Consider the following 20796-nt stretch of genomic DNA (forward strand, 5'->3'; position numbering starts at 1 on the left):
ACCCCCTTGCTTCTGGAGTTTGCATGACGCTGTCAGGCGGGCTGATCGCTGCGGTCGCCCTCGTCTATATGGCCATTCTGTTTGCCATCGCTTTCTATGGCGACCGCAACAACGCCTCCCTGTCACTCCGCCTCCGGCCGTGGGTCTACAGCCTGTCGCTGGCGGTGTACTGCACCAGTTGGACATTCTTCGGTGCGGTCGGCCAATCCGCCGAGCAACTGTGGGCGTTCCTACCGATCTACCTCGGCCCGATTCTGTTGCTGCTGTTCGCACCCCACGTGATCCAGAAGATGATCATGATCAGCAAGCAGGAGAACATCACCTCCATCGCCGACTTCATCGCGGCACGCTACGGCAAGTCGCAGCTGCTCGCAGTGGTCGTCACGCTGATCTGCCTGGTCGGTGTGCTGCCGTATATTGCGCTGCAGCTCAAGGGCATCGTGCTCGGGGTGAACGTGCTGAGCGGCATCAACATCGAGGCTGCAGGTACCGGCACCCGCGACACCGCGCTCATCGTCTCGATCGTCCTGGCGCTGTTCACCATCCTGTTCGGCACGCGCAACCTGGATGTCACCGAGCACCATCGCGGCATGGTCCTGGCGATTGCCTTCGAGTCACTGGTCAAGCTGCTGGCATTCCTGGCGGTGGGCGCCTTCGTCACCTTCGGCCTGTTCGACGGCTTTGGCGATCTGTTCAATCAGGCCTATGACTCGCCGGACCTTGCCGGATTCTGGAGCGAAGGCGTCAACTGGTCCGCCATGCTGGTCCAGACCACCGTCGCGATGATGGCGATCGTCTGTCTGCCGCGGCAGTTTCACGTTTCGGTAGTGGAAAACATCGAGCCGCGCGACTTCCGCCTGGCGCGCTGGGTATTCCCGCTCTACCTGGTGCTGGCCGCCGTGTTCGTCGTGCCGATCGCGCTTGCCGGGCAAATGCTGCTGCCGGCGGGCGTCACTCCTGACTCCTTCGTGATCAGCCTGCCGCTGGCCGAACTGCATCCGTGGCTGGCGCTGCTGGCCTTCATCGGCGGCGCTTCGGCGGCGACCGGCATGGTCATCGTCGCCAGCGTGGCGCTGTCGACCATGGTCTCCAACGACATGCTGCTGCCCTGGCTGCTACGTCGACAGGAAACGGAGCGCCCGTTCGAGGCGTTCCGCCACTGGATGCTGTCGGTACGCCGCATCAGCATCGTGGTGATTCTGCTCCTGGCCTATGTCAGCTACCGACTGCTCGGCTCAACCGCCTCGCTGGCTACCATCGGCCAGATCGCCTTCGCCGCTATCACCCAGCTGGCGCCGGCGATGGTCGGCGCACTGTACTGGAAACAGGCCAACCGCCGAGGCGTGTTCGCCGGCCTGACCGCCGGTGCGGCAATCTGGTTCTATACGCTGATCCTGCCCCTGCTGGGCTGGCCGCTGGACATGTTCCCCGGGCTGAGCTGGATGTACAACGGCGGCCTGGGCTTCGGCCTCAGCGGCCTGACCCTTGGCGTGACACTTTCGCTGGTGGGCAATGCGACGCTGTTCTTCTGGGTGTCGATCCTGAGTCAGACACATGTCGCCGAACACTGGCAGGCAAGCCGCTTCATCGGCCAGGAAATCGCCTCGCCGACTGGCGGCCGCCGCCTGCTTGCCGTACGGGTCGAAGACCTGCTGATGCTCGCCTCCCGCTTCGTCGGCGCCGAGCGGGCCGAACAGAGCTTCCATCGCTTCGCCCGCCGCCATGGCCAGGACTTCTCGCCCAAGCTGCAGGCCGATGGCCAATGGATCGCACATACCGAGCGCCTGCTGGCCGGCGTGCTCGGTGCTTCCTCTACCCGTGCAGTGGTCAAGGCCGCCCTCGAAGGCCGCGACATGCAGGTCGACGACGTGGTGCGCATCGTCGGCGAAGCCTCGGAAGTGCTGCAGTTCAACCGCGCACTGCTGCAGGGCGCGATCGAAAACATCACCCAGGGCATCAGCGTAGTCGACCAGTCGCTGCGCCTGGTGGCCTGGAACCATCGTTATCTCGAACTCTTCGAGTATCCGGACGGGCTGGTCTACATCGGCCGCCCGATCGCCGACATCATCCGCTACAACGCCGAGCGCGGCCTGTGCGGCCCGGGCGATCCCGATACCCATGTGGCCAAGCGCCTGTACTGGATGCGCCAGGGCCGTGCCCACACCTCCGAGCGGCTGTTCCCCAACGGTCGCGTCGTCGAGCTGATCGGCAACCCGATGCCTGGCGGGGGCTTCGTCATGAGCTTCAGCGACATCACCGCCTACCGCGAGGCCGAACGCGCGCTGAAAGACGCCAACGAGGGGCTCGAGCAGCGCGTCAGCGAGCGCACCCAGGAGCTGTCGCAGCTCAACCAGGCACTGATCGAAGCCAAGAGCACCGCCGAAGCCGCCAACCAGTCGAAGACCCGCTTCCTCGCTGCGGTCAGCCATGACCTGATGCAGCCACTCAATGCGGCCCGGCTGTTCTCCGCGGCGCTGTCGCACCAGCAGAGCGCATTGCCCAAGGAGGCGCAGGAGCTGATCCAGCATCTGGACAGCTCGCTGCGTTCGGCCGAGGACCTGATCACCGACCTGCTGGACATCTCACGCCTGGAAAGCGGCCGAGTCACTCCGGATCGCAATCCGTTCCCGCTGGCGACGCTGTTCGACACGCTGAGCACCGAATTCACGGCGCTCGCCCGCGAGCAAGGCATCACCCTGCGAGTGCACGGCAGCAAGCTGCGCGTGGACAGTGACATACGCCTGCTGCGACGGGTGCTGCAGAACTTCCTGACCAATGCGTTCCGCTATGCCAAGGGTCGCGTGGTGCTGGGCGTACGCCGGCAGGGATCGTCGCTGCGGCTGGAAGTCTGGGACCGCGGCCCGGGCATTCCACAGGACAAGCTGAAAGTGATCTTCGAGGAGTTCAAGCGGCTGGACAGCCATCAGACGCGCGCCGAGAAGGGCCTGGGACTGGGCCTGGCAATCGCCGACGGCCTGTGTCACGTGCTCGGCCATCCGCTGGAGGTCCGTTCCTGGCCCGGCAAGGGCAGCGTGTTCAGCGTCACCGTCCCGATCGCGCGTGCGGTCAGCCAGCCCCACCCGGCAGTCAAGCGCGGCGAGCCGCAGCTCAGCGCGCTGACCGGCACCCAGGTGCTGTGCATCGATAACGAGGACAGTATTCTGGTCGGCATGAACAGCCTGCTCACGCGCTGGGGCTGCCAGGTCTGGACCGCCCGCAACCGCACCGACTGCGAGGCGCTGCTGGCCGAGGACATCCGCCCGCAACTGGTGCTGGTGGACTACCACCTGGACGAAGGCCAGACCGGTACCGAACTGATGGCCTGGCTGCGCACTCGTCTTGGCGAGCCGATACCTGGCGTGGTGATCAGCGCTGACGGCCGCCCGGAGCTGGTGGCGGCAATCCATGCCAGCGGCCTGGATTATCTGGCCAAGCCGGTCAAACCCGCTGCGTTGCGTGCACTGATGAGCCGCCACCTGACCCTGCGCTGAGCGCATCGGGTCCGTGGGCGCCAGACCACCTGCCGCGCCACGAGCCCTCTGCCGCACGGCCGGTTACACTGCTGGCAATCTGCTGACAGCGCCGCTAGGTGAGCGATGACAATCGAGCTATTTCTGAATCTCGCCATGGCCCTGGCCGTCGGCTTGCTGATCGGTACCGAACGCAGCTGGAGTGGCCGGGAGAGTCCCGGCCAGGAGCTGGTCGCCGGCATCCGCACCTTTGGCCTGGCCGGTCTGTTCGGCGGGCTCGCCGCAATCAGCACCAGCCATTTAGGCGCAATCGCCTGGGTCGCCATGTTCAGCATGCTGGCGCTGCTGGTGATCGCCGGCTACGTGATCGATGCCCGGCGCAGCGGCGATCACGGCATGACTACCGAGGTCGCCCTGTTGCTGACTTTCGTCCTCGGCAGTCTGGCCGTGGCGGAAAGCCGGCAGCTGGCAGCGGCCTGTGCGATCGTCGTGGCCCTGCTGCTCAGCCTCAAAGCGCGCCTGCACCAAGCACTCAAGCGGCTCAGCGAGGCCGAGCTGGGCGGCGCATTGAAGATGCTGTTCATCTCCGTCGTCCTGTTGCCGACGCTGCCCAATCAGGGCTACGGCCCCTGGCAAGCGCTCAATCCCTACACGACCTGGATGATGGTCGTGTTGATCGCCGGTATCGGCTTCGCCGCATACGTCGCGATCCGCGTCCTCGGGACTCGTCATGGCCTGCTGGTGACCGCCCTGCTTGGCGGTATCGTCTCCTCCACCGCCATGACCATCACGCTGGCCCGGCTTGACGCACCGAAGCTGCGCGCCGCTCTGGCGGCCGGCCTGCTGGCCACCTCGGCGCTGATGTTTCCGCGCGTGCTGCTGGAGGTGGGGTTGGTCCATCCGGCGCTGCTGCCCGGCTTGGCGCTGCCGCTGGCGTGCGCTGGTGCCATCTACGCCATCGGCGCGCTCTTCTACTACCTGCGCGCCGCGCGAACAGCCGATGACAATCCCGAACCGCTGCTCAGAAACCCGTTCGAGCTGGGCCCGGCCCTGCGCTTCGCCGCCCTGCTCGTGCTGATTCTTCTGTTGGTCGAAGGCGCACGGCGCTGGCTGGGCGACGCCGGCATCTACCTGGTTTCGCTGATAGCAGGCCTGACCGATGTCGATGCGATTACCCTGTCGCTGGCCAGCAAGGCACGCGACGGGCTGAGCCACGAGGTGGCGGCGCGTGGCATCGTGTTTGCGGCGCTGAGCAATAGCCTGGTCAAGGCCATGCTGATCGCGGTGATAGGCGGCCGCGAGCTGGCCCTGCGCACGCTGCCGATCATGTTCGCTGGCCTGCTGACAGCGCTTGCGGTGTTGCTGCTGGGCTGAGCCAACCGACGCTCAGTCGCCCGCCTCGCCAACCGTTTCGGCGCCGGCCCGCTCCAGCCAGTCGCCCGGCAGGCGCTTGCTGGCCCGAGCGCCAAGCGCCTTGAGTTGCTCGGCGCGCCCTACCAGATTGCCGCGCCCATCACTGAGCTTGGTGCGCGCTGCCAGGTAGGCGCGATCGAGCTGCTGCAACCGGCTGCCGATTTCGTCGAGGTCCTGAATGAAGGCGACGAACTTGTCGTACAGTGCCCCGGCCTTCTCGGCGATCTCGCGCGCGTTCTGGCTCTGCCGCTCCTGCCGCCAGAGGCTGTCGATGACTCGCAGGGTGGCCAGCAGCGTGGTCGGGCTGACGATTACCACATGCCGACCATAGGCCTCCTGAAACAGCTCCGGGTCGGCCTGCAAGGCCGCCGCGAACGCCGCCTCGATCGGAACGAACAGCAATACGAAGTCCAGACTGTGCAGCCCATCCAGACGCTGGTAATCCTTCACCGACAGCCCTTTCAAATGGCTGCGCAGCGATTGCACATGCTGCTTCAGCGCCAAGGCACGACTGTTATCGTCTTCGGCACAGGTCAGCGCCTGATAGGCGGTCAGGCTGACCTTCGCATCCACCACCACCTGCTTGTCACCGGGCAAGCGAATCAGCACGTCCGGCTGAAAGCGCTCGCCATCGGGACTCTTCAGACTGACCTGCGTCTGGTACTCGCGGCCCTTCTCCAGCCCTGCATGTTCCAGCACTCGCTCCAGCACCAGTTCACCCCAGTTGCCCTGGGTTTTCTGGCCCTGCAGCGCGCGCGTCAGGTTGGTCGCTTCATCGCCCAGCCGCTGGTTCAGCTGCTGCAAACGTTCCAGCTCGCGGGCCAGGGAAAAGCGCTCGCGCGCCTCGTTCTGATAGCTTTCCTCGACGCGTTTCTCGAACGTCTGGATACGCTCCTTCAACGGCTCCAGCAGCTGCCCCAGCCTCTCGTGACTGGACTCGCTGAAGCGCTGTTCGCGCTCGTCGAAGATTTTGCCGGCGAGCTCGGCGAACTGCGCGCGCAGCTCGTCACGGGCAGCCTGAAGATCAGCGAGACGCTGCTGATGCGAGTTCTGCTGTTCGCGCAGTTCGGCATCCAGGGCGGCATGGGCCGCGCTCAGGCGTCGCAGCTCGCCCTGCTGCGCGTCACGTTCGGCCTGCAGGTCGGCGATACTTTCAAGATCCTCGTCACGCTGGGCCCGCAGCAACTCGATCTCACGACGCAACGCCGCCAGCTCGGCGTGCTGTGCTGATCGAATGCTGTTCAACTCGGCAAGCTCGCCCCTGCAGCCGTCGAGCTGAGCCGCCAGACCTTGCTCGGCGAGCACCGCCTGACGGAGGCGCTCATCGAGGGCTGCCTGCTCGGCGCGGCCAGCAGCCAGGTGCCGCTGGAGGGACAGACAGAGCCCGGCCAGGGCGATCAGGCCGAGCGCCAGGCCAACCAATAGATGAAGGGGATCGAACGACATGAGAGGCTCCGGCGAAATGCCGGGCAGTATAACCAGCCGCAGGAGGCCGGTCAGGCGAGCCGGTCAGCCCTTGACGCGCTGAAGGAAGCGCAGGGCTTCCTGGGACCCCTGAGCCGCAGCCTGTTCGAGCCACTGGCGTGCTTTGGCGGGCTCAGCGTGCTCGGCCTGACTGTACAACCGGCCAAGCTCCAGCTGCGCCTGGCAGTCTCCGGCGCGAGCCGCCTGACGCAGCAGCTCCAGGCCGATCCGGCGGTCACGCTGGCCATCGCACTCGCAACACAGCAAGCGGCCAAGGCGACTCTGCGCTTCGACCACACCCTCGCGCGCCGGCTGTTTGAGCAGCCGGCCGGCAATCCGCTTGACCCCTTGCTTGCTGCCCAGCCGCTGGCTGTCGAGCAGCCAGAGCGCCATACGCAGCGGCAGACGCGACGGGAAAGCGGAAGGGATCTGACTAGCGGAAACAGAAGTACGCGGTCTCATGCACATCAAGGGCTGGATGGATAAGGCCGCGCACTCTACTCCTTTTTCGACAGAGTTAAAGTCTTGTCAAAAGCGAAAAAATTAGATCCATATCACACACCTTAGTAATCCACAGAAGCTGTGGATAACTCGGTGGACAAACAGCAGACAAATCTCTCGATCCCGCGTCTCATGGGGGCTGCGGTTAAACTGACGCTTTTTTCACCAATGAAAAAATTGCTTATTTTTCAATTGGTTATTAACGATCTATGGATTCCAGGCGTTTGCGACAGTTTGTCATAAGCGCTTGACAGACGGCTTTCCCAAATGTGCACAAGTTCAGCGCACCGGACGCAAAGCGGCTTGCCACAAGGGTTGCAGCGCCACAGGAACGAACTTTTTCGTAATCTTGGTGTCCTGCGGTGCACCTCGCCGGCGCACGGTCGCCACGGCCGTTCTACGGCTATGCTGTAGCCCTCGCTTTATGGATGCAGCCATGACCAAACCGTGGAGAACCGTTTTACTACTGTGCGTCGGGCTGCTCGCCTTGCTCCTGGTGCTCGCCGCGTTCGCCTGGCATCAGTGGCAGGGGTTCAAACACGAACAGGGCATCGAGCAGCTGGACTGGCAAGGGCTGCGGCTCTCATCCAGCGGTATCTCGGCAAAACGCGTGCGCTACATCCAAGCGCCGGAAAACGGCCCCAGCCTGGCTACCGAGGCCACCAACATCACACTGGATTTAGCCAGCTTTTTTCACCCATTACCGCCTCGTTCGCTGCATATCGAACAGCTTGAGCTGGACATCCGCTCATCTACCTCCGCCGGCGATAGCGAGCCGCCAGCAACGAATCTCGAGCAGTACGAACGATGGGCCGCCTGGCTCCCGCAGCGATTAACCATAGCGGATCTGCGGGTCAGCCTACCCTGCGCCAAGGGGCGCTGCGACGAACGGGGGGCACTGCGGTTCGAGCGGAAGGGCGAATCGTTGCTGCCGCTGGCTGGCCGCCTCGACCTCCGGCGCAACGAACATAGGCTTTCAATGATCATCGATGCACAGAGCGCTGGGCCAGGGAACAGCCTCATTCTGGCCACACTGGCTATCGACGACCAACCACGACTGGAAGCCCGCAACCGGCTGCAGCACTCAGGCGAGACGCTGCAATGGGACGGCACCCTTTCCATGGGCAACCTACCGGAGGCACCCTGGCTCCTGGATTGGCTCGGCGAGTGGACGGCCACCCCAACCGCCGCCCTGCCAGATATGCCAACCGACATGCGCATCGGTGCGGGCTGGGCACTGGCCCTGGCGCAGACCGTCGGCGGCACCTACGACTGGTCGAACGCAGCCGGCGAGCTGCGCCTCTCTGCGCACATCCCGGCCGCCTGGCCGATCGTAGGCCTCGGGGAGCTGCAGGGCGACCTCGACCTGGCCGCTCGAGGGCAGGATGGACTGTGGTTGCCAACCGAACTGAAAGCCAACCTACAACTGCGTCCAGCGTCCACCCTGCTGACGGACGTGCCGGCCGCGCTACGCCCAAGCCAGCTGAATATCAGCGTCGAGCCAATTGCCACTCAGGTGACGCGAGGGCAGCTACCCGTGCAACTTCGACTGGACGCCCAGGGCGGCGCGCCGTCCAGCCTGCAGGCGCGCATGCGACTGGCGACCTCCCCCCCGTATTCGCTGGACATCGAGCAGGCCCGCCTACAGACACGCAGTACGCGGCTGCAGCTGGACGCCCTGACGCTGCAGAACCTCGACGCCACTCTGGATTTCTCTGGTCGTGCCGACCTCCAGAAGGTCGAGCTGCAGCTGCAGAAATCATCCCAAGCCAAGCTGGCCCGCCTCGCCACGGGCGAGGTCGTCGCCAGTCAGTTGAGCGCGACGCTGCCACGCACACTGGCTCTGAAGATCGAGCGCAACCTTGAGCAACCAACCGCCTGGCGTGCCGAAGGGCCGCTGGAGCTGCGCCTGAGTCGTCTCGAACACCCGCTGCTGCTCGCCCAGGGCTGGCGCTGGAGCGGCCAACTGAAAGCCGACAGTACCGCATTGGACGCCAATGGCTCCGTGAGCAACGATGCCGGACTGACAATGGCGGTTAACCTCGAGCAGCGCTGGAACGGACCCTTGCAGGTCGGCGGCAAGCTGCAGGAAATTTTCCTGCGCGCCGGCAACCCGATCGCCGGCAGCCTGGTCACATGGCCGGCGTCGCTTGAGCTCAGCAGTGGTCGCCTGTCGGGCGACGGCAAGCTGACACTGCCCGCTGGCAATGGCAAACCAACTGCAAACCTGACGCTCGAAGCGCGAGGACTGGCCGGCATCTTCGACCGCAGCGAGATTTCCGGACTCGATGCACGCCTGACCGCCCAACTGCGGCGCGACCGCCTACGACTGGACGTCAGCGAACTACGGCTGGTCGAGCTCAACCCCGGCTTCACCTTCGGCCCGTTGCTGTTGCGCGGGCATTACGAGGCCGCGATCGACCAGCCGGCAAAGGGACGCCTGACCTGGCAGATCGCAGAAACCCAGATTCTCGGTGGGCGCTTCTGGTTGCCGGCCGGCGCCCTTGACCTTGCGGCACCACAGCAACGGCTCAGCGCCCGGCTCGAGGGCGTGCAACTAGGCGACGTGCTCGCCGCCTATCCGACCGAAGGCCTCGGCGGCAGCGGTGTGATCGACGGCAGTTTCGACGTGCAGCGCAGCGCAGAAGGGCTGAGCGTGCGGGATGGCAAGCTCGCCGCGCGTGCGCCTGGCGGCGTGTTGCGCTTTCGCTCGCCGAAGATCGAAGCCCTCGGCCAGGCGAACCCGGCCATGAAGATCGTCACCGAAGCCCTGCACGATTTTCACTATGATCTGCTCACCAGCGACGTTCGCTATGATGAGAACGGCAAGCTGAACCTCGGGCTGCGCCTGAACGGCCACAACCCGGCCCTGGAAGGCGGTCGGCCGATCAACTTCTCGATCAATCTGGAAGAGGACATTCCGGCGCTGTTGACCAGCTTGCAGCTAAGCGACCGGGTAAGCGAGACCATTCAACGACGGGTGCAGGAACGCCTCAGGCAAGGCAATGCAGACCCGCAATAGACACAGGAGAAACCGCCATGCGGTTGCGCCATACGCTGACCATTGTGCTGCTGGGTCTCTTCGCCAGCGCCTGTACACCGCGGGTGGAACTGGCCGTGCCGAACGAGCCAATCAATATCAACCTGAACGTGAAGATCGAGCACGAGATTTATATCCGCGTGGACAAGCAGCTCGACTCGATCATCAACCAAGACAGCGGACTGTTCTGAGGACGACCATGAAAGCCTATCTGAAACTGACCAGCCTGCTCCTGGCGCTCCTGCTGGCCCTGCCCGCCGCGGCCATGACCCTCAACGAAGCCATGTCCGCCCTGGGCGAGGCCAAGGCCAGTGGCGTGCTCGGTGAGAAGCCCGACGGCTACCTCGGCGTGGTGCGCTCCAGCCAGAACGCCGAGGACATCGCCAGCCAGATCAACCAGGCGCGCCGCGCCGAGTATCACCGCGTCGCCAAGCAGAACGGCATCAGCGTCAGCGACGTCGAAGCCATCGCCGGCAAGAAGGCCATCGAAAAGACGCCGCCCGGCCAGATCATCCAGCTCAACGGCAACTGGGTCCGCAAGTGACCTCAGACGATGGCCGGGCCTGCCTGGCCATCGCTCCCACCGCCCATCGACGCCTACAGCAGCGTCAGGCTGTGTGCCCTGACCACCAGCGACTTCTGCCGAAACCTGCACTCCAGATCGACGCGATACTGCGCCCACCAGTCCCGGTCCAGCTCATCGACCATCACTTCGTAGACCACCGTCTCGTCTCGCACCGCGTGCTCGCCGTCCTCCCGCCAGTAGCCATTGGCCGGCGCACGGCTGTAGGTGGTCAAACCGCCGAAGCGCTCGATCAGCTCCTCGCTCACGGTGCGAAAGAGCGACCTCGGCAACGCCTGCTGATCGTTGTCGTAAAGCGGCAACAGCAACTGGACAAGGAACATACGCGACCTCGGCGAGGAAAGTGGGAGCAAGCATTCGACCCCGCACTGCCGGAGATGACGCCCGGCTGGCGGTCAGAACAGCCCCAGCTGCCCGTCGATCAGCGAGGCGAAGTCGTCGCCGACAAAGGGCAGGATCGCGTCCGCCACTGGCTGCAGCTGGCGCGTCACGTAGTGGTCGTAGTCGACGGCAGAGGTGCGCGCCTCCAGTGGCTCAGGGCCGGCGACGGTGATCAGGTAGCTGATCCAGCCGCCGTTCTGATACTGCCGCGGACGACCAAGGCGGTCATTGCACTCGTCGGCCAGGTGCGCCGCCCGCACATGCGGCGGCACGTTGCGCTGGTAGTCGTCCAGCCGGCGACGCAGGCGCTTGCGGTAAACCAGCAGCTCGTCGAACTCGCCAGCCAGAGTTCGGCGCACATACTCACGCACGTAATCCTGGTGCGGCTGGCGGTGGAAGATGCGCAGGTACAGCTCCTGCTGAAAGCGCTGCGCCAGCGGCGACCAGTCCGTGCGCACGGTTTCCAGCCCCTTGAACACCATGCCGTCGCTACCATCCGCGCGCGTGACCAGGCCGGCATAACGCTTCTTGCTACCCTCCTCGGCGCCGCGGATCGTCGGCATCAGGAAGCGCCGGAAGTGCGTTTCGTACTGCAACTCCAGGGCACTGCTCAAGCCATACTCGTCACGCAGATGCCCACGCCACCAGTCGTTGATCCGCTGTACCAGGTCGCGACCGATGCGTTCGGCCGCCTCATCCGAATGCGCTCGGCCCAGCCAGACGAACGTCGAGTCGGTGTCGCCGTAGATCACCACGTGACCCTCGGCCTCGATCAGTTCCCGCGTGCGGCGCATGATCTCGTGGCCACGCAGGGTGATCGACGATGCCAGCCGCGAGTCGAAAAAGCGACAACCACTGGAGCCGAGCACGCCGTAGAAGGCATTCATGATGATCTTCAGCGCCTGTGACAACGGTTTGTTGTGCTCGCGCTTCGCCGCCTCGCGCCCTTCCCAGACGCGCTCGACGATGGCCGGCAGGCAATGCCGGGTGCGCGAGAAGCGCGCCCCGCGAAAGCCTGCAACCGATGCCTCGTCGGTCGGCTGGCGCAGCCCCTCGATCAGCCCCACGGGGTCGATGAGGAAGGTGCGGATGATCGATGGGTACAGGCTCTTGTAGTCCAGCACCAGCACCGATTCGTATAGCCCCGGCTGCGAGTCCATCACGAAACCGCCCGGGCTCGCCTCACCCTGGCGCGCGCCCAGGTTAGGCGCAACGAAGCCCTGCCGGTGCATCAACGGCAGATAAAGATGCTCGAACGCCGCCACCGAACCGCCGCTGCGATCTGCCGCAAGGCCGGTGACAGTGGCTCGCTCGAGGAGAAACGTCAGCAGCTCGGTATGGGCGAAGATGCGCGTCACCAGCTCGCAATCCTTGAGGTTGTAGCGGGCCAGCGCCGGCTTGTCCTCGGCGAACATACGGTCGATCTCCGCCATGCGCTGGTAGGGGTTGTCGATCGCCTTGCCCTCCCCCAGCAAGGTCTGGGCGACATTCTCCAGACTGAACGAGGGGAAGCTCCAGGTCGCCGAGCGCAACGCCTCGATACCGTCGATGATCAGCCGGCCCTCGGCCGCGGCGAAGAAGTGATTACTGCGTGCGCCATGCTCGCGCCATTCCATCGTCGCCCCGGCGCGCCCCAGGCGCAGCGGCACCTGCAAGCGCTGCGCATGTTCATGCAGTACCCGCAGGTCGAACTGCACCAGATTCCAGCCGATGATCGCGTCCGGGTCGTGTTCGGCGAACCAGGTGTTCAGCCGTTCGAGCAACTGGCTTCGGCTTTCGCAGTACTCCAGAGAAAAATCGACGGCCGAAGCATCGCCGTTTTCCGGGCCGAGCATATAGACCTGACGCTGGCCGCAGCCCTCCAGGGCAATGGAATACAGATCGCCACGGGCCGTGGTCTCGATGTCCAGCGAGACCAGCCTGAGCCTCGGACGATAGTCCGCCGCGGGTTTGAGCTGCACGGGTGAGGCGTCATAGCGATCGGCGCCATCCTCGAAACACACCGGTGCGGTGATGAAGCGCTCCATGAGGTAACGCTCGGGCGGCCTGATATCCGCCTCGTAGACATCCACACCGACATCGCGCAGCCGCCGCGCGCAGTCCATCAGTCGGCGATGCGACCGGCAGTACAGCCCCATGACCGGGCGATGATGGAAGTCGTGCAGGTCGAGCGGCCGCAGCTCAATGTCAGGCTCTTGTCGCAGCATGGACTCGACGAAAGCGCGCCGCTCCTGCGCAAAGAAGGCGACCGAATGCCGGTACGGCACGCACACCCGCCGCGCCCCGCTGTCGGTGGCGAGCCAGAAACTCACCTCGGTACCCGCAGGCGTCTCTCGCCAGTGACGGGTCAGGATAAAACCCTGCTGCAACTGCGACATCAGCCTCCCCGGCACCTGAATGAACAGCAAGCCCGTCCTCTCCCAGGCAGGTCGTATCGCATACCGATGCACCGCACGGTAAACGCCAACCCAGAAAAGCAAAAACCCCCGCACTCTCGCGAGTACAGGGGTTCAGGCTACATGTAATGGCGGAGAGATAGGGATTTGAACCCTAGGTACCCGCGAAGGTACAACGGATTTCGAATCCGTCCCGTTCGGCCACTCCGGCATCTCTCCAGCGGCGCGCATCATAGCAGCTGGATCGGCTTTGTCGAACCCCAACTGCACAGATTTTTTACCGTTTTTCAGCCGTTTGCACGGTCGGGCAGTCGACTCCGGTCGCCCTGCACCCTTCAGACGGTCAGCCGCGTCAGTGCTTCGCGATACTTGTCGGCGGTTTTCTGCGCGACCTCTGCGGGCACGGCAGGCGCAGGGGGCTGCTTGTTCCAGCCGGTGGACTCCAGCCAGTCGCGGACGAATTGCTTGTCGAAGCTCGGCGGGTTCTTGCCCTCTTCATAGCTGTCGGCAGGCCAGAAACGGCTCGAGTCGGGCGTCAGCACCTCGTCCATCAAGGTCAAGGTGCCGTCTTCATCGAGGCCGAACTCGAACTTGGTATCAGCGATGATGATTCCGCGGGTGGCCGCGTACTCGACGGCTGCACTGTAGAGTGTGATAGACACGTCACGCACCTGCGCAGCCAGCTCCTTGCCGATGATCGCCTCGCACTGCTCGAAGGAAATGTTCTCGTCGTGGTCGCCTACCGCGGCCTTGGTCGAGGGGGTGAAGATCGGCTGCGGCAGCTTGGCAGCTTCCTTCAGGCCTGCGGGCAGCTGGATGCCACAGACGGTGCCGCTCTTCTGATATTCCTTCCACCCTGAGCCGACGATATAGCCGCGCACGATGGCCTCTACCGCAACCGGCTTGAGACGCTTGGCGACAACGGCACGCCCTTCGACCAGCGGCAACTCGTCAGCCGGCACCACGTCCTCGACCTTGTCGCCGGTGAAGTGATTGGGAATCAGGCCCTTGAGCTTGTCGAACCAGAAGTTGGAGATGGCGGTCAGGATCTTGCCCTTCTCCGGAATCGGCTCGGCAAGGATCACGTCGAAGGCCGACAGGCGGTCGGTGGCGACCATGAGCATGCGCTTTTCGTCGATCTCGTAAAGGTCGCGAACCTTGCCCGAGTAGATCTTCTTCAGGCTGAGGGCGGTGGGAGTGGTCATACGCAAATTTCCGCAGTTGGCAGGTCAGCAGAAACGAAACAGGCGAAACCATGGGTTTCGCCTATCCGTGTTCGTGTAACGGGGCAGCTCGCAGTCAGCCCAGGTTGTCCTTGATCAGACTGAGCACCCGACGGGCGACGTCCGCTGGCGCAACGGTATCGATGCTCTTGTCCAGCGTCACCTGCACTCCGTTGCCAGCACGGGTCAGCCGCACCTGATAGCGCTCGGCACGTGCCTCGATCTCGTCCTTGTCCGGAGCACCACCGAACAGCCGGCTGAAGAAACCAGGCTTGTCATCCGGATCGTTGGCACCCTCACTGAGGTTCACGTAATACACGCCCAGGCTACGATCTAGGTCCTCGACACGCACATCGGCGGCCTGCAAGGCACGACCAATGCTGGACCAGGCCCGGTCGAAATCGCTGTCCAGCTGCAGGGTCGGATTGCCGCTTCCATCCTCGGTCAGATTGACACGACTAGGCGCATCGAAGTCGCGCTCGGCCAGCAGTGAAACGGAACCACCCTGCTGCGAACTGCGATCCAGACTGGCCTGCAGTTCGTCAAGCAGTACCCGATCGAGCTCCTTGTTGCTGGAGGTTTCCGGCCAGGCGACATCGGCGCTGCTGCCAGCCGGACGCTTTACGCTAACCACGAAGATCTCACTGGTGTTGCGCTGCACGCCGGGCTCAACCCGGACACGCACGCGGGTTTCGCCTTCCTGGATACCCAGATCGCGAACCAGCTCATCGTTCAAGTCGGCGGCGGTCTGCCAGGCGGTGACGAACTCGCCAGTCTGACGCCGCTCTTCAGCGATGCTGAAGCCGTTGTCGGTGAAGAACTGCCGGGCTGCGACCCAAACCTGCGACGGCGCATATTGCGCCACGAGCCAGCGCGTTTCGCCAGCGGACTGCACGCTGAAATCGCTGGTATCAGCGGCAACGGCCAGACGCTGGGGGCGCGGGACTTCATATTTGCCTGTCGCGCTGGTATCGGCGACTTGCTGTGGGATTGGCAACAGCGGATCGAGCGGCCGGGTCTCCCCTTCGACAGGGACCTGCATCGGCGCTGTCTGACGTGCCGACAGATAGTCGCTGCCACGGTCACGGAAATATCCTTCGTCGCCCCATAGCCAACCGCAGCCGCTGGTGGTGGAAATGATCAGGGCAAGGGTCGAGAGTCCGGCCAGTCGCTTCATGCGTATTCCTTTGTTATTAAGCCAGCACGCCGGTTTGGCGCATTGCCTGGCGCAGCGGTTCCTGGAAGCTCTGACTGAGCCAGGTCAACGGCAGACGGATGCCGTTACCCATCAGGCCCATCTCGTGCAATGCCCATTTGACCGGAATCGGATTGGCTTCCAGAAACAGCGCGCGATGCAGCGGCATCAGGCGCTCATTGATGGCGCGAGCAGTGGTGGCATCACCGGCCATCGCAGCGGCGCAGAGATCGCTCATGGCACGCGGCGCGACGTTTGCGGTCACGGAGATATTGCCCTTGCCGCCCATCAGCATCAGTTCGACGGCAGTGGGATCGTCACCCGAGTACACGAGAAAGTCCTTGCTGACGCGATCCAGCACTTCCTGGCCGCGCTTGAGGTCACCCGTGGCCTCCTTGATACCAATGATGTTGGATATCTTGGACAGACGCTCCACGGTATCCGGCAGCATGTCGCAAACGGTACGACCGGGCACGTTGTAGAGAATCTGCGGAATCGCCACGGCTTCGGCGATGTGCTTGAAATGCAGGTACAGGCCTTCCTGGGTCGGCTTGTTGTAGTAAGGCGTCACCAGCAGGCAGGCATCGGCGCCGGCGGCCTTAGCGTTCTCGGTCAGCTCGACTGCTTCGCTGGTGGAGTTGGCGCCCGTTCCGGCGATCACTGGAATGCGGCCATTGACCTGGTCGACGACACGCCGGATGACTTCGATGTGCTCGGCGACGCTGAGCGTAGCCGACTCGCCGGTGGTCCCGACAGCAACGATTGCATTGGTGCCTTCCTGCAAATGGAAGTCCACCAGTTTGCTCAGGCTGTCCCAGTCCAGACCGCCTTGCGCATCCATGGGCGTGACCAGCGCCACCATACTGCCCGCAATCATGCAACCACTCCTGCCGGATTCGAAAAAGAGGCGTAATGGTACAAGGCTCCCCGGCGCTTTGCGAGTAGCCTGAGCGCTGGTCTGACACAGTGGCAGGGCTCCGCCGCTGCCGGCGACCGCATGGCGTTACGCATTCCCTCCGAAGGCGCTTTTCGCTACCCTTAGCCGTTTTCGGCTTGGCTGGCCGTCCGATTCACCACCGCCAGGAACGCTGCATGTCCACCCCCCCTCTACCTCGCGAACAATTTCTCGTCATCAGCGCCCTCGGCGCCAACCCCATGGAGCTGACCAATGTGCTCTGCCGAGCCGCCAACGAGAACCGCTGCGCGGTGGTCAGTACGCGGTTGACGCGCCATGGTGCCTGCAGCGCACTGGTCCTCGAAGTCGCCGGCAGCTGGGATGCCTTGGCCCGCATGGAAGCCGGATTGCCGGGCCTGTCGAAAAAGCATGCGTTCACGTCCAATGTGGTCCGCAGCGAGGCGCTGGAAAGCCGCCCGCAAGCCCTGCCTTATGTAGCCTACGTGAGCGCGGTCTATCGTCCGGATATCCTCAACGAGCTTTGCCAGTTCTTCATCGATCATCGCGTAGAACTGGAAAGCCTGACCTGTGACACCTACCAGGCCCCGCAGACCGGCGGCACCATGCTCAACGCCACATTGACGGTGACGCTGCCCGCCGGCACCCAGATCAGCTGGCTGCGGGACCAGTTTCTAGACTTCGCCGATGCGCTCAATCTCGACGCACTGATCGAGCCGTGGCGCCCTCAGAATCCGTAAGGTCCCAGTACAGGAGCCAACATGGCCGTCGAAATCGATCATCCCGTTCCGCACTTCCAGGCGCAGGCAACCAGCAGCCAGGTCGTCAGCCCCGAAACATTCGCCGGCAAGCAGGTCGTGCTGTACTTTTACCCGAAGGACAACACCCCGGGCTGCACGACCGAAGGTCAGGGGTTTCGCGACCATCACCAGGCCTTCCTGGCAGCCGACACCCTGGTTTTCGGGGTATCGCGCGACAGCCTGAAAACCCATGAGAATTTCCGCGCCAAGCAGGGCTTCCCATTCGAGCTGATCAGCGACAAGGACGAGCAGCTCTGCCAGCTGTTCGACGTCATCAAGCTGAAGAAACTCTATGGAAAGGAATATCTGGGCGTCGACCGGAGCACCTTCCTTATTGACCGCAACGGGGTCTTGCGCCGCGAATGGCGCAGCGTGAAGGTTCCAGGTCACGTGGAGGCGGTGCTGGAGGCCGCTCAGGCACTGAATCAAGGTTGATACAACGGCGGCGGCCTGCAGCCGCCGCGTCGCTCATTCGCCCGTTTCGACCACGACCGCCGCAGCCTCGCGTGGCCAGGCATACAGAACGGCCTTGAACAGGGTGGCCAGCGGGATCGCGAAGAATACCCCCCAGAAACCCCAGAGCCCACCGAACAGCAATACGGCGCAGATGATCGCCACCGGGTGCAGATTCACCGCCTCGGAGAACAGCAGGGGTACCAGCACGTTGCCATCCAGCGTCTGGATGATCGCGTAAGCCACCATCAGGTAGAAGAACTGGTCTCCCAGCCCCCACTGGAATATCCCGATCAGTGCGATCGGAATGGTCACGACCGTCGCGCCGATATAGGGCACCACGACAGAGACGCCGACCAGCATCGCCATCAGCGCGGCATAGTTGAGCCCCAGCGCCGCGAAGACCGCATACGACACCACAGCACAGATCAGGATCTCGATGGCCTTGCCCCGAATGTAATTGGCGATCTGCAGATTCATCTCCTGAGAGACCTGAGTGATCAAACCACGCTCGCGCGGAAGGTAGCCCTTGATCCAGTCGCTGATCTGCTCGCGGTCCTTGAGAAAGAAGAACACCAGGATCGGCACCAGCACCAGATAGATCATCAGCCCGATCAGCAACGGCAGGCTCGACAACGACGACGTCAGCACCAGCTGGCCGTAGCGACCTATCTCGCCACGCATGAAGTCGATACCACGCAACACCTGCTCTTCGGTGATCAACTGCGGATAGCGCTCCGGCAGCAGCAACAGCAGCGTCTGCCACTCCACCAGCATGCGTGGCAGCTCGTTGAAAAGCGTCAGCACCTGCTGCCAGAGCAGCGGCACGATAAACAGCATGCAAACGACCAGCACGCCGATGAACATCAGGAACACCAGCCATACCGCAAGCAGGTGCGGCACCCGCCGACGCTCCATGGCGCCCACCAACCCCTGCATCAGGAACGCCAGTACCAAACCGGCCAACACTGGCGCCAACATCTTGCCAAGCGTCAGAACAACCGCGAATGCAAGAAACAGCAGCACCGCGAGGACGATCGCTTCCTCGTGCGAAAAGTAACGCTGCATCCAGCCACGAAAAACCTTGAGCATGTGAACCCCCGTACCGGACGTCAGGCCTTGCGCAGCCAGTAGCGATACAGGTCACCCTCGACCTCTTCGTGGACGAGGGTGTGGCCGGCCAACCTGGCGAAACTGCGGAAATCACGCTGCGAGCCCGGATCGCTCGCCGTAACCTTTAGGACGGCGCCGCTGGCCAGGCGATTGAGCTCCAGCTTGGCCTTGAGCAGGGGCATCGGGCAATCAAGCCCGACGGCATCGAGTTCGGCGTCGAAGGCAATTGCCTGCGAGGGTGCATCAGACATCATGAGCCTCCATGGAAAAGCCCGGCAGCATACCTAGCCCAGCAGGGCTCTGGCCAGCCGGCCAAGGTCAAGGCTACAGTAGCTGCTCTGATTTCTAAGAGCCCGCCTGGATGAAACTGCTGCGCCCTGCCTTCCTCACGCTCGCCTGCCTGTTCGCCCAGCCAAGCCTGTCCAATGAGCTGCCTTCGCTGGGCGATGCCAGCTCGGGCATCGTCTCGCCGGAACAGGAACACCTGCTCGGACGCGCCTGGCTCAGCCTGCTGCGTGGCCAGGTCAAGCAGCTTTCCGACCCCCAACTCAAGGACTACGTGGAAAGCAGCGTGTACCGCCTGGCTGAAACCAGTCAGCTGCAGGATCGGCGCCTCGAATTTGTCCTGCTCGATAGCCCTCAGCTCAACGCCTTTGCGGCACCGGGCGGCATTATCGGCGTCAACGGCGGGCTGTTTATCCATGCGCAAACCGAAGCTGAGTATGCGTCGGTGATGGCGCACGAACTGGCCCACCTTTCACAGCGGCATTTCGCTCGCGGCCTGGAAGCCCAGCAGCGCATGCAGCTGCCGATGATGGCCGCCATGCTCGCTGGCGTCGTGGCGGCTGCAGCCGGTGCCGGCGATGCGGGCATTGCCGCGATCGTCTCCACCCAGGCCGCGGCCATCCAGGCACAGCGCCGCTTCTCCCGACAGAACGAGCAGGAGGCCGATCGCATTGGCATCGTCAACCTCGAACGCGCCGGCTACGATCCACGCGCCATGCCCTCGATGTTCGGCCGGCTGATGCGCCAGTATCGCTATGACCAGAAGCCGCCGGAGTTCCTTCTGACCCACCCGGTCAGCGAATCGCGCATCGCCGACACCACCAACCGAGCCGAGCAATACGCACAAGGCGGCACCCAGGACAGCCTGCGCTACCAGTTGATGCGGGCGCGCACGCAACTCAAGTTCGAAAGCACGCCCGGCGTCGGAGCCAAACGTTTCCGTGCGATGCTCGATGAGAATCCGGAGATGGACGCCGCCCGCTACGGGCTGGCGCTGGCGCAGATGAAGGCCGGACAGCTCGCCGATGCGGCGAACAGCCTGGCGCCGCTACTGGCCAAGGCACCGGACGACCTCACCTACAATCTCGCACAGGTCGAACTCGACATCACCGCCAATCGCCTGCAGCACGCTCAGACCCGTCTGCAGCGCCTGCTCCAGCTGTATCCGGGTAACTACCCGGTGCGCCAGATGCACATCGATCTATTGATGGAGCGGGGCGAGACACAACAAGCCGAGCGTGAGCTGGACAAACTGGCAGAGCAGCGCCACCGGGACCCGGACATCTGGTACCAAGTCGCCGAGGTCCGCGGACTGAGCGGAAACATCGTCGGCCTGCATCAGGCGCGCGCCGAATACTTCGCACTGGTCGGCGATTACGACCAGGCAATCGAGCAGCTCGATCTTGCCAAGCGCCGAGCCAGCAATTTCCAGATTGGCGCGCGAATCGACGCCAGGCAGAAGCAGCTGATCGAAGAGAAGCGCATGGTCGAGGACATGCTGCGCTGATCAGCGCAGCGCCGTCATCCACGCACACTGCACCAACGAAAAGGCCACGCTCGACGAAG

17 protein-coding genes and 1 tRNA gene are annotated in these 20796 nt (G+C 63.7%); 8 read left to right on the forward strand and 10 right to left on the reverse strand.

Annotation, left to right across the window (positions count from 1 at the left end; translation table 11 throughout):
• Positions 1-23 precede the first annotated feature (23 nt).
• The gene (locus NAO55_RS04765) at positions 24-3491 is read left to right on the forward strand and encodes a hybrid sensor histidine kinase/response regulator (protein ID WP_102840071.1); all 3468 of its coding nucleotides are present in this window, start codon (positions 24-26) and stop codon (positions 3489-3491) included.
• A 105-nt stretch (positions 3492-3596) separates the two neighbouring features.
• Positions 3597-4844, forward strand: coding sequence for an MgtC/SapB family protein (locus NAO55_RS04770; protein ID WP_102840070.1), 1248 nt, complete (start codon positions 3597-3599; stop codon positions 4842-4844).
• 12 nt (positions 4845-4856) lie between these two features.
• On the opposite strand, the gene NAO55_RS04775 is transcribed toward NAO55_RS04770, so the two are convergent.
• Both NAO55_RS04775 and NAO55_RS04780 read right to left on the reverse strand, forming a co-directional pair.
• Complete coding sequence (locus NAO55_RS04775; RefSeq protein WP_102840069.1) at positions 4857-6329, reverse strand: DNA recombination protein RmuC; 1473 nt, start codon at positions 6327-6329, stop codon at positions 4857-4859.
• A 63-nt stretch (positions 6330-6392) separates the two neighbouring features.
• Positions 6393-6740 (reverse strand): tetratricopeptide repeat protein, encoded by a 348-nt coding sequence (locus NAO55_RS04780; protein WP_063540003.1) that lies wholly within the window; start codon positions 6738-6740, stop codon positions 6393-6395.
• A gap of 544 nt (positions 6741-7284) precedes the next feature.
• Here NAO55_RS04780 and NAO55_RS04785 point away from each other — a divergent pair.
• Genes NAO55_RS04785 through NAO55_RS04795 form a run of 3 tightly spaced genes read left to right on the forward strand, consistent with a single transcriptional unit; the run spans position 7285 to position 10432 of the window.
• Positions 7285-9870, forward strand: a complete 2586-nt coding sequence (locus NAO55_RS04785) for an intermembrane phospholipid transport YdbH family protein (protein WP_102840068.1) — start codon at positions 7285-7287, stop codon at positions 9868-9870.
• 17 nt (positions 9871-9887) lie between these two features.
• Positions 9888-10079: a YnbE family lipoprotein gene (locus NAO55_RS04790; RefSeq protein ID WP_013983382.1), complete on the forward strand. Its 192-nt coding sequence runs from the start codon at positions 9888-9890 to the stop codon at positions 10077-10079.
• Positions 10080-10087: 8 nt separating this feature from the next.
• Positions 10088-10432 (forward strand): YdbL family probable chaperone protein, encoded by a 345-nt coding sequence (locus NAO55_RS04795; RefSeq protein ID WP_063540005.1) that lies wholly within the window; start codon positions 10088-10090, stop codon positions 10430-10432.
• A 53-nt stretch (positions 10433-10485) separates the two neighbouring features.
• Here the strand turns inward: NAO55_RS04795 and NAO55_RS04800 are convergent, their stop codons facing one another.
• The 6 genes from NAO55_RS04800 to dapA form a co-directional block, all read right to left on the reverse strand.
• A complete protein-coding gene (locus tag NAO55_RS04800) occupies positions 10486-10794 on the reverse strand; it encodes a hypothetical protein (protein ID WP_102840067.1) in 309 nt (102 codons plus the stop codon).
• Positions 10795-10866: 72 nt separating this feature from the next.
• The gene (locus NAO55_RS04805; protein WP_102840400.1) at positions 10867-13230 is read right to left on the reverse strand and encodes a DNA polymerase II; all 2364 of its coding nucleotides are present in this window, start codon (positions 13228-13230) and stop codon (positions 10867-10869) included.
• A 147-nt stretch (positions 13231-13377) separates the two neighbouring features.
• Positions 13378-13467: transfer RNA gene (locus NAO55_RS04810), tRNA-Ser, on the reverse strand.
• Between the two features lie 116 nt (positions 13468-13583).
• Positions 13584-14453 carry a phosphoribosylaminoimidazolesuccinocarboxamide synthase gene (locus NAO55_RS04815; protein ID WP_102840066.1) on the reverse strand — a complete coding sequence of 290 codons (870 nt, stop codon included), beginning with the start codon at positions 14451-14453 and terminating at the stop codon, positions 13584-13586.
• Positions 14454-14547: 94 nt separating this feature from the next.
• Positions 14548-15648 (reverse strand): NlpB/DapX family lipoprotein, encoded by a 1101-nt coding sequence (gene bamC, locus NAO55_RS04820; protein ID WP_102840065.1) that lies wholly within the window; start codon positions 15646-15648, stop codon positions 14548-14550.
• Between the two features lie 16 nt (positions 15649-15664).
• Positions 15665-16543 (reverse strand): 4-hydroxy-tetrahydrodipicolinate synthase, encoded by an 879-nt coding sequence (dapA, locus tag NAO55_RS04825; protein ID WP_063541767.1) that lies wholly within the window; start codon positions 16541-16543, stop codon positions 15665-15667.
• A 215-nt stretch (positions 16544-16758) separates the two neighbouring features.
• On the opposite strand from dapA, the gene NAO55_RS04830 reads away from it, so the two are divergent.
• Both NAO55_RS04830 and NAO55_RS04835 read left to right on the forward strand, forming a co-directional pair.
• Positions 16759-17319 (forward strand): glycine cleavage system transcriptional repressor, encoded by a 561-nt coding sequence (locus tag NAO55_RS04830; RefSeq protein ID WP_102840064.1) that lies wholly within the window; start codon positions 16759-16761, stop codon positions 17317-17319.
• Positions 17320-17340: 21 nt separating this feature from the next.
• A complete protein-coding gene (locus NAO55_RS04835) occupies positions 17341-17814 on the forward strand; it encodes a peroxiredoxin (RefSeq protein WP_102840063.1) in 474 nt (157 codons plus the stop codon).
• Between the two features lie 33 nt (positions 17815-17847).
• Here the strand turns inward: NAO55_RS04835 and NAO55_RS04840 are convergent, their stop codons facing one another.
• Together NAO55_RS04840 and NAO55_RS04845 are read right to left on the reverse strand one after the other, a co-directional pair.
• The gene (locus NAO55_RS04840; protein WP_102840062.1) at positions 17848-18924 is read right to left on the reverse strand and encodes an AI-2E family transporter; all 1077 of its coding nucleotides are present in this window, start codon (positions 18922-18924) and stop codon (positions 17848-17850) included.
• A 20-nt stretch (positions 18925-18944) separates the two neighbouring features.
• Positions 18945-19196, reverse strand: a complete 252-nt coding sequence (locus NAO55_RS04845) for a sulfurtransferase TusA family protein (RefSeq protein WP_063539771.1) — start codon at positions 19194-19196, stop codon at positions 18945-18947.
• A gap of 110 nt (positions 19197-19306) precedes the next feature.
• On the opposite strand from NAO55_RS04845, the gene NAO55_RS04850 reads away from it, so the two are divergent.
• Positions 19307-20737, forward strand: coding sequence for a M48 family metalloprotease (locus tag NAO55_RS04850; RefSeq protein WP_102840061.1), 1431 nt, complete (start codon positions 19307-19309; stop codon positions 20735-20737).
• Positions 20738-20796: the final 59 nt, after the last annotated feature.

It is taken from the genome of Stutzerimonas frequens, assembly GCF_024448335.1.
Lineage (GTDB): Bacteria > Pseudomonadota > Gammaproteobacteria > Pseudomonadales > Pseudomonadaceae > Stutzerimonas > Stutzerimonas frequens.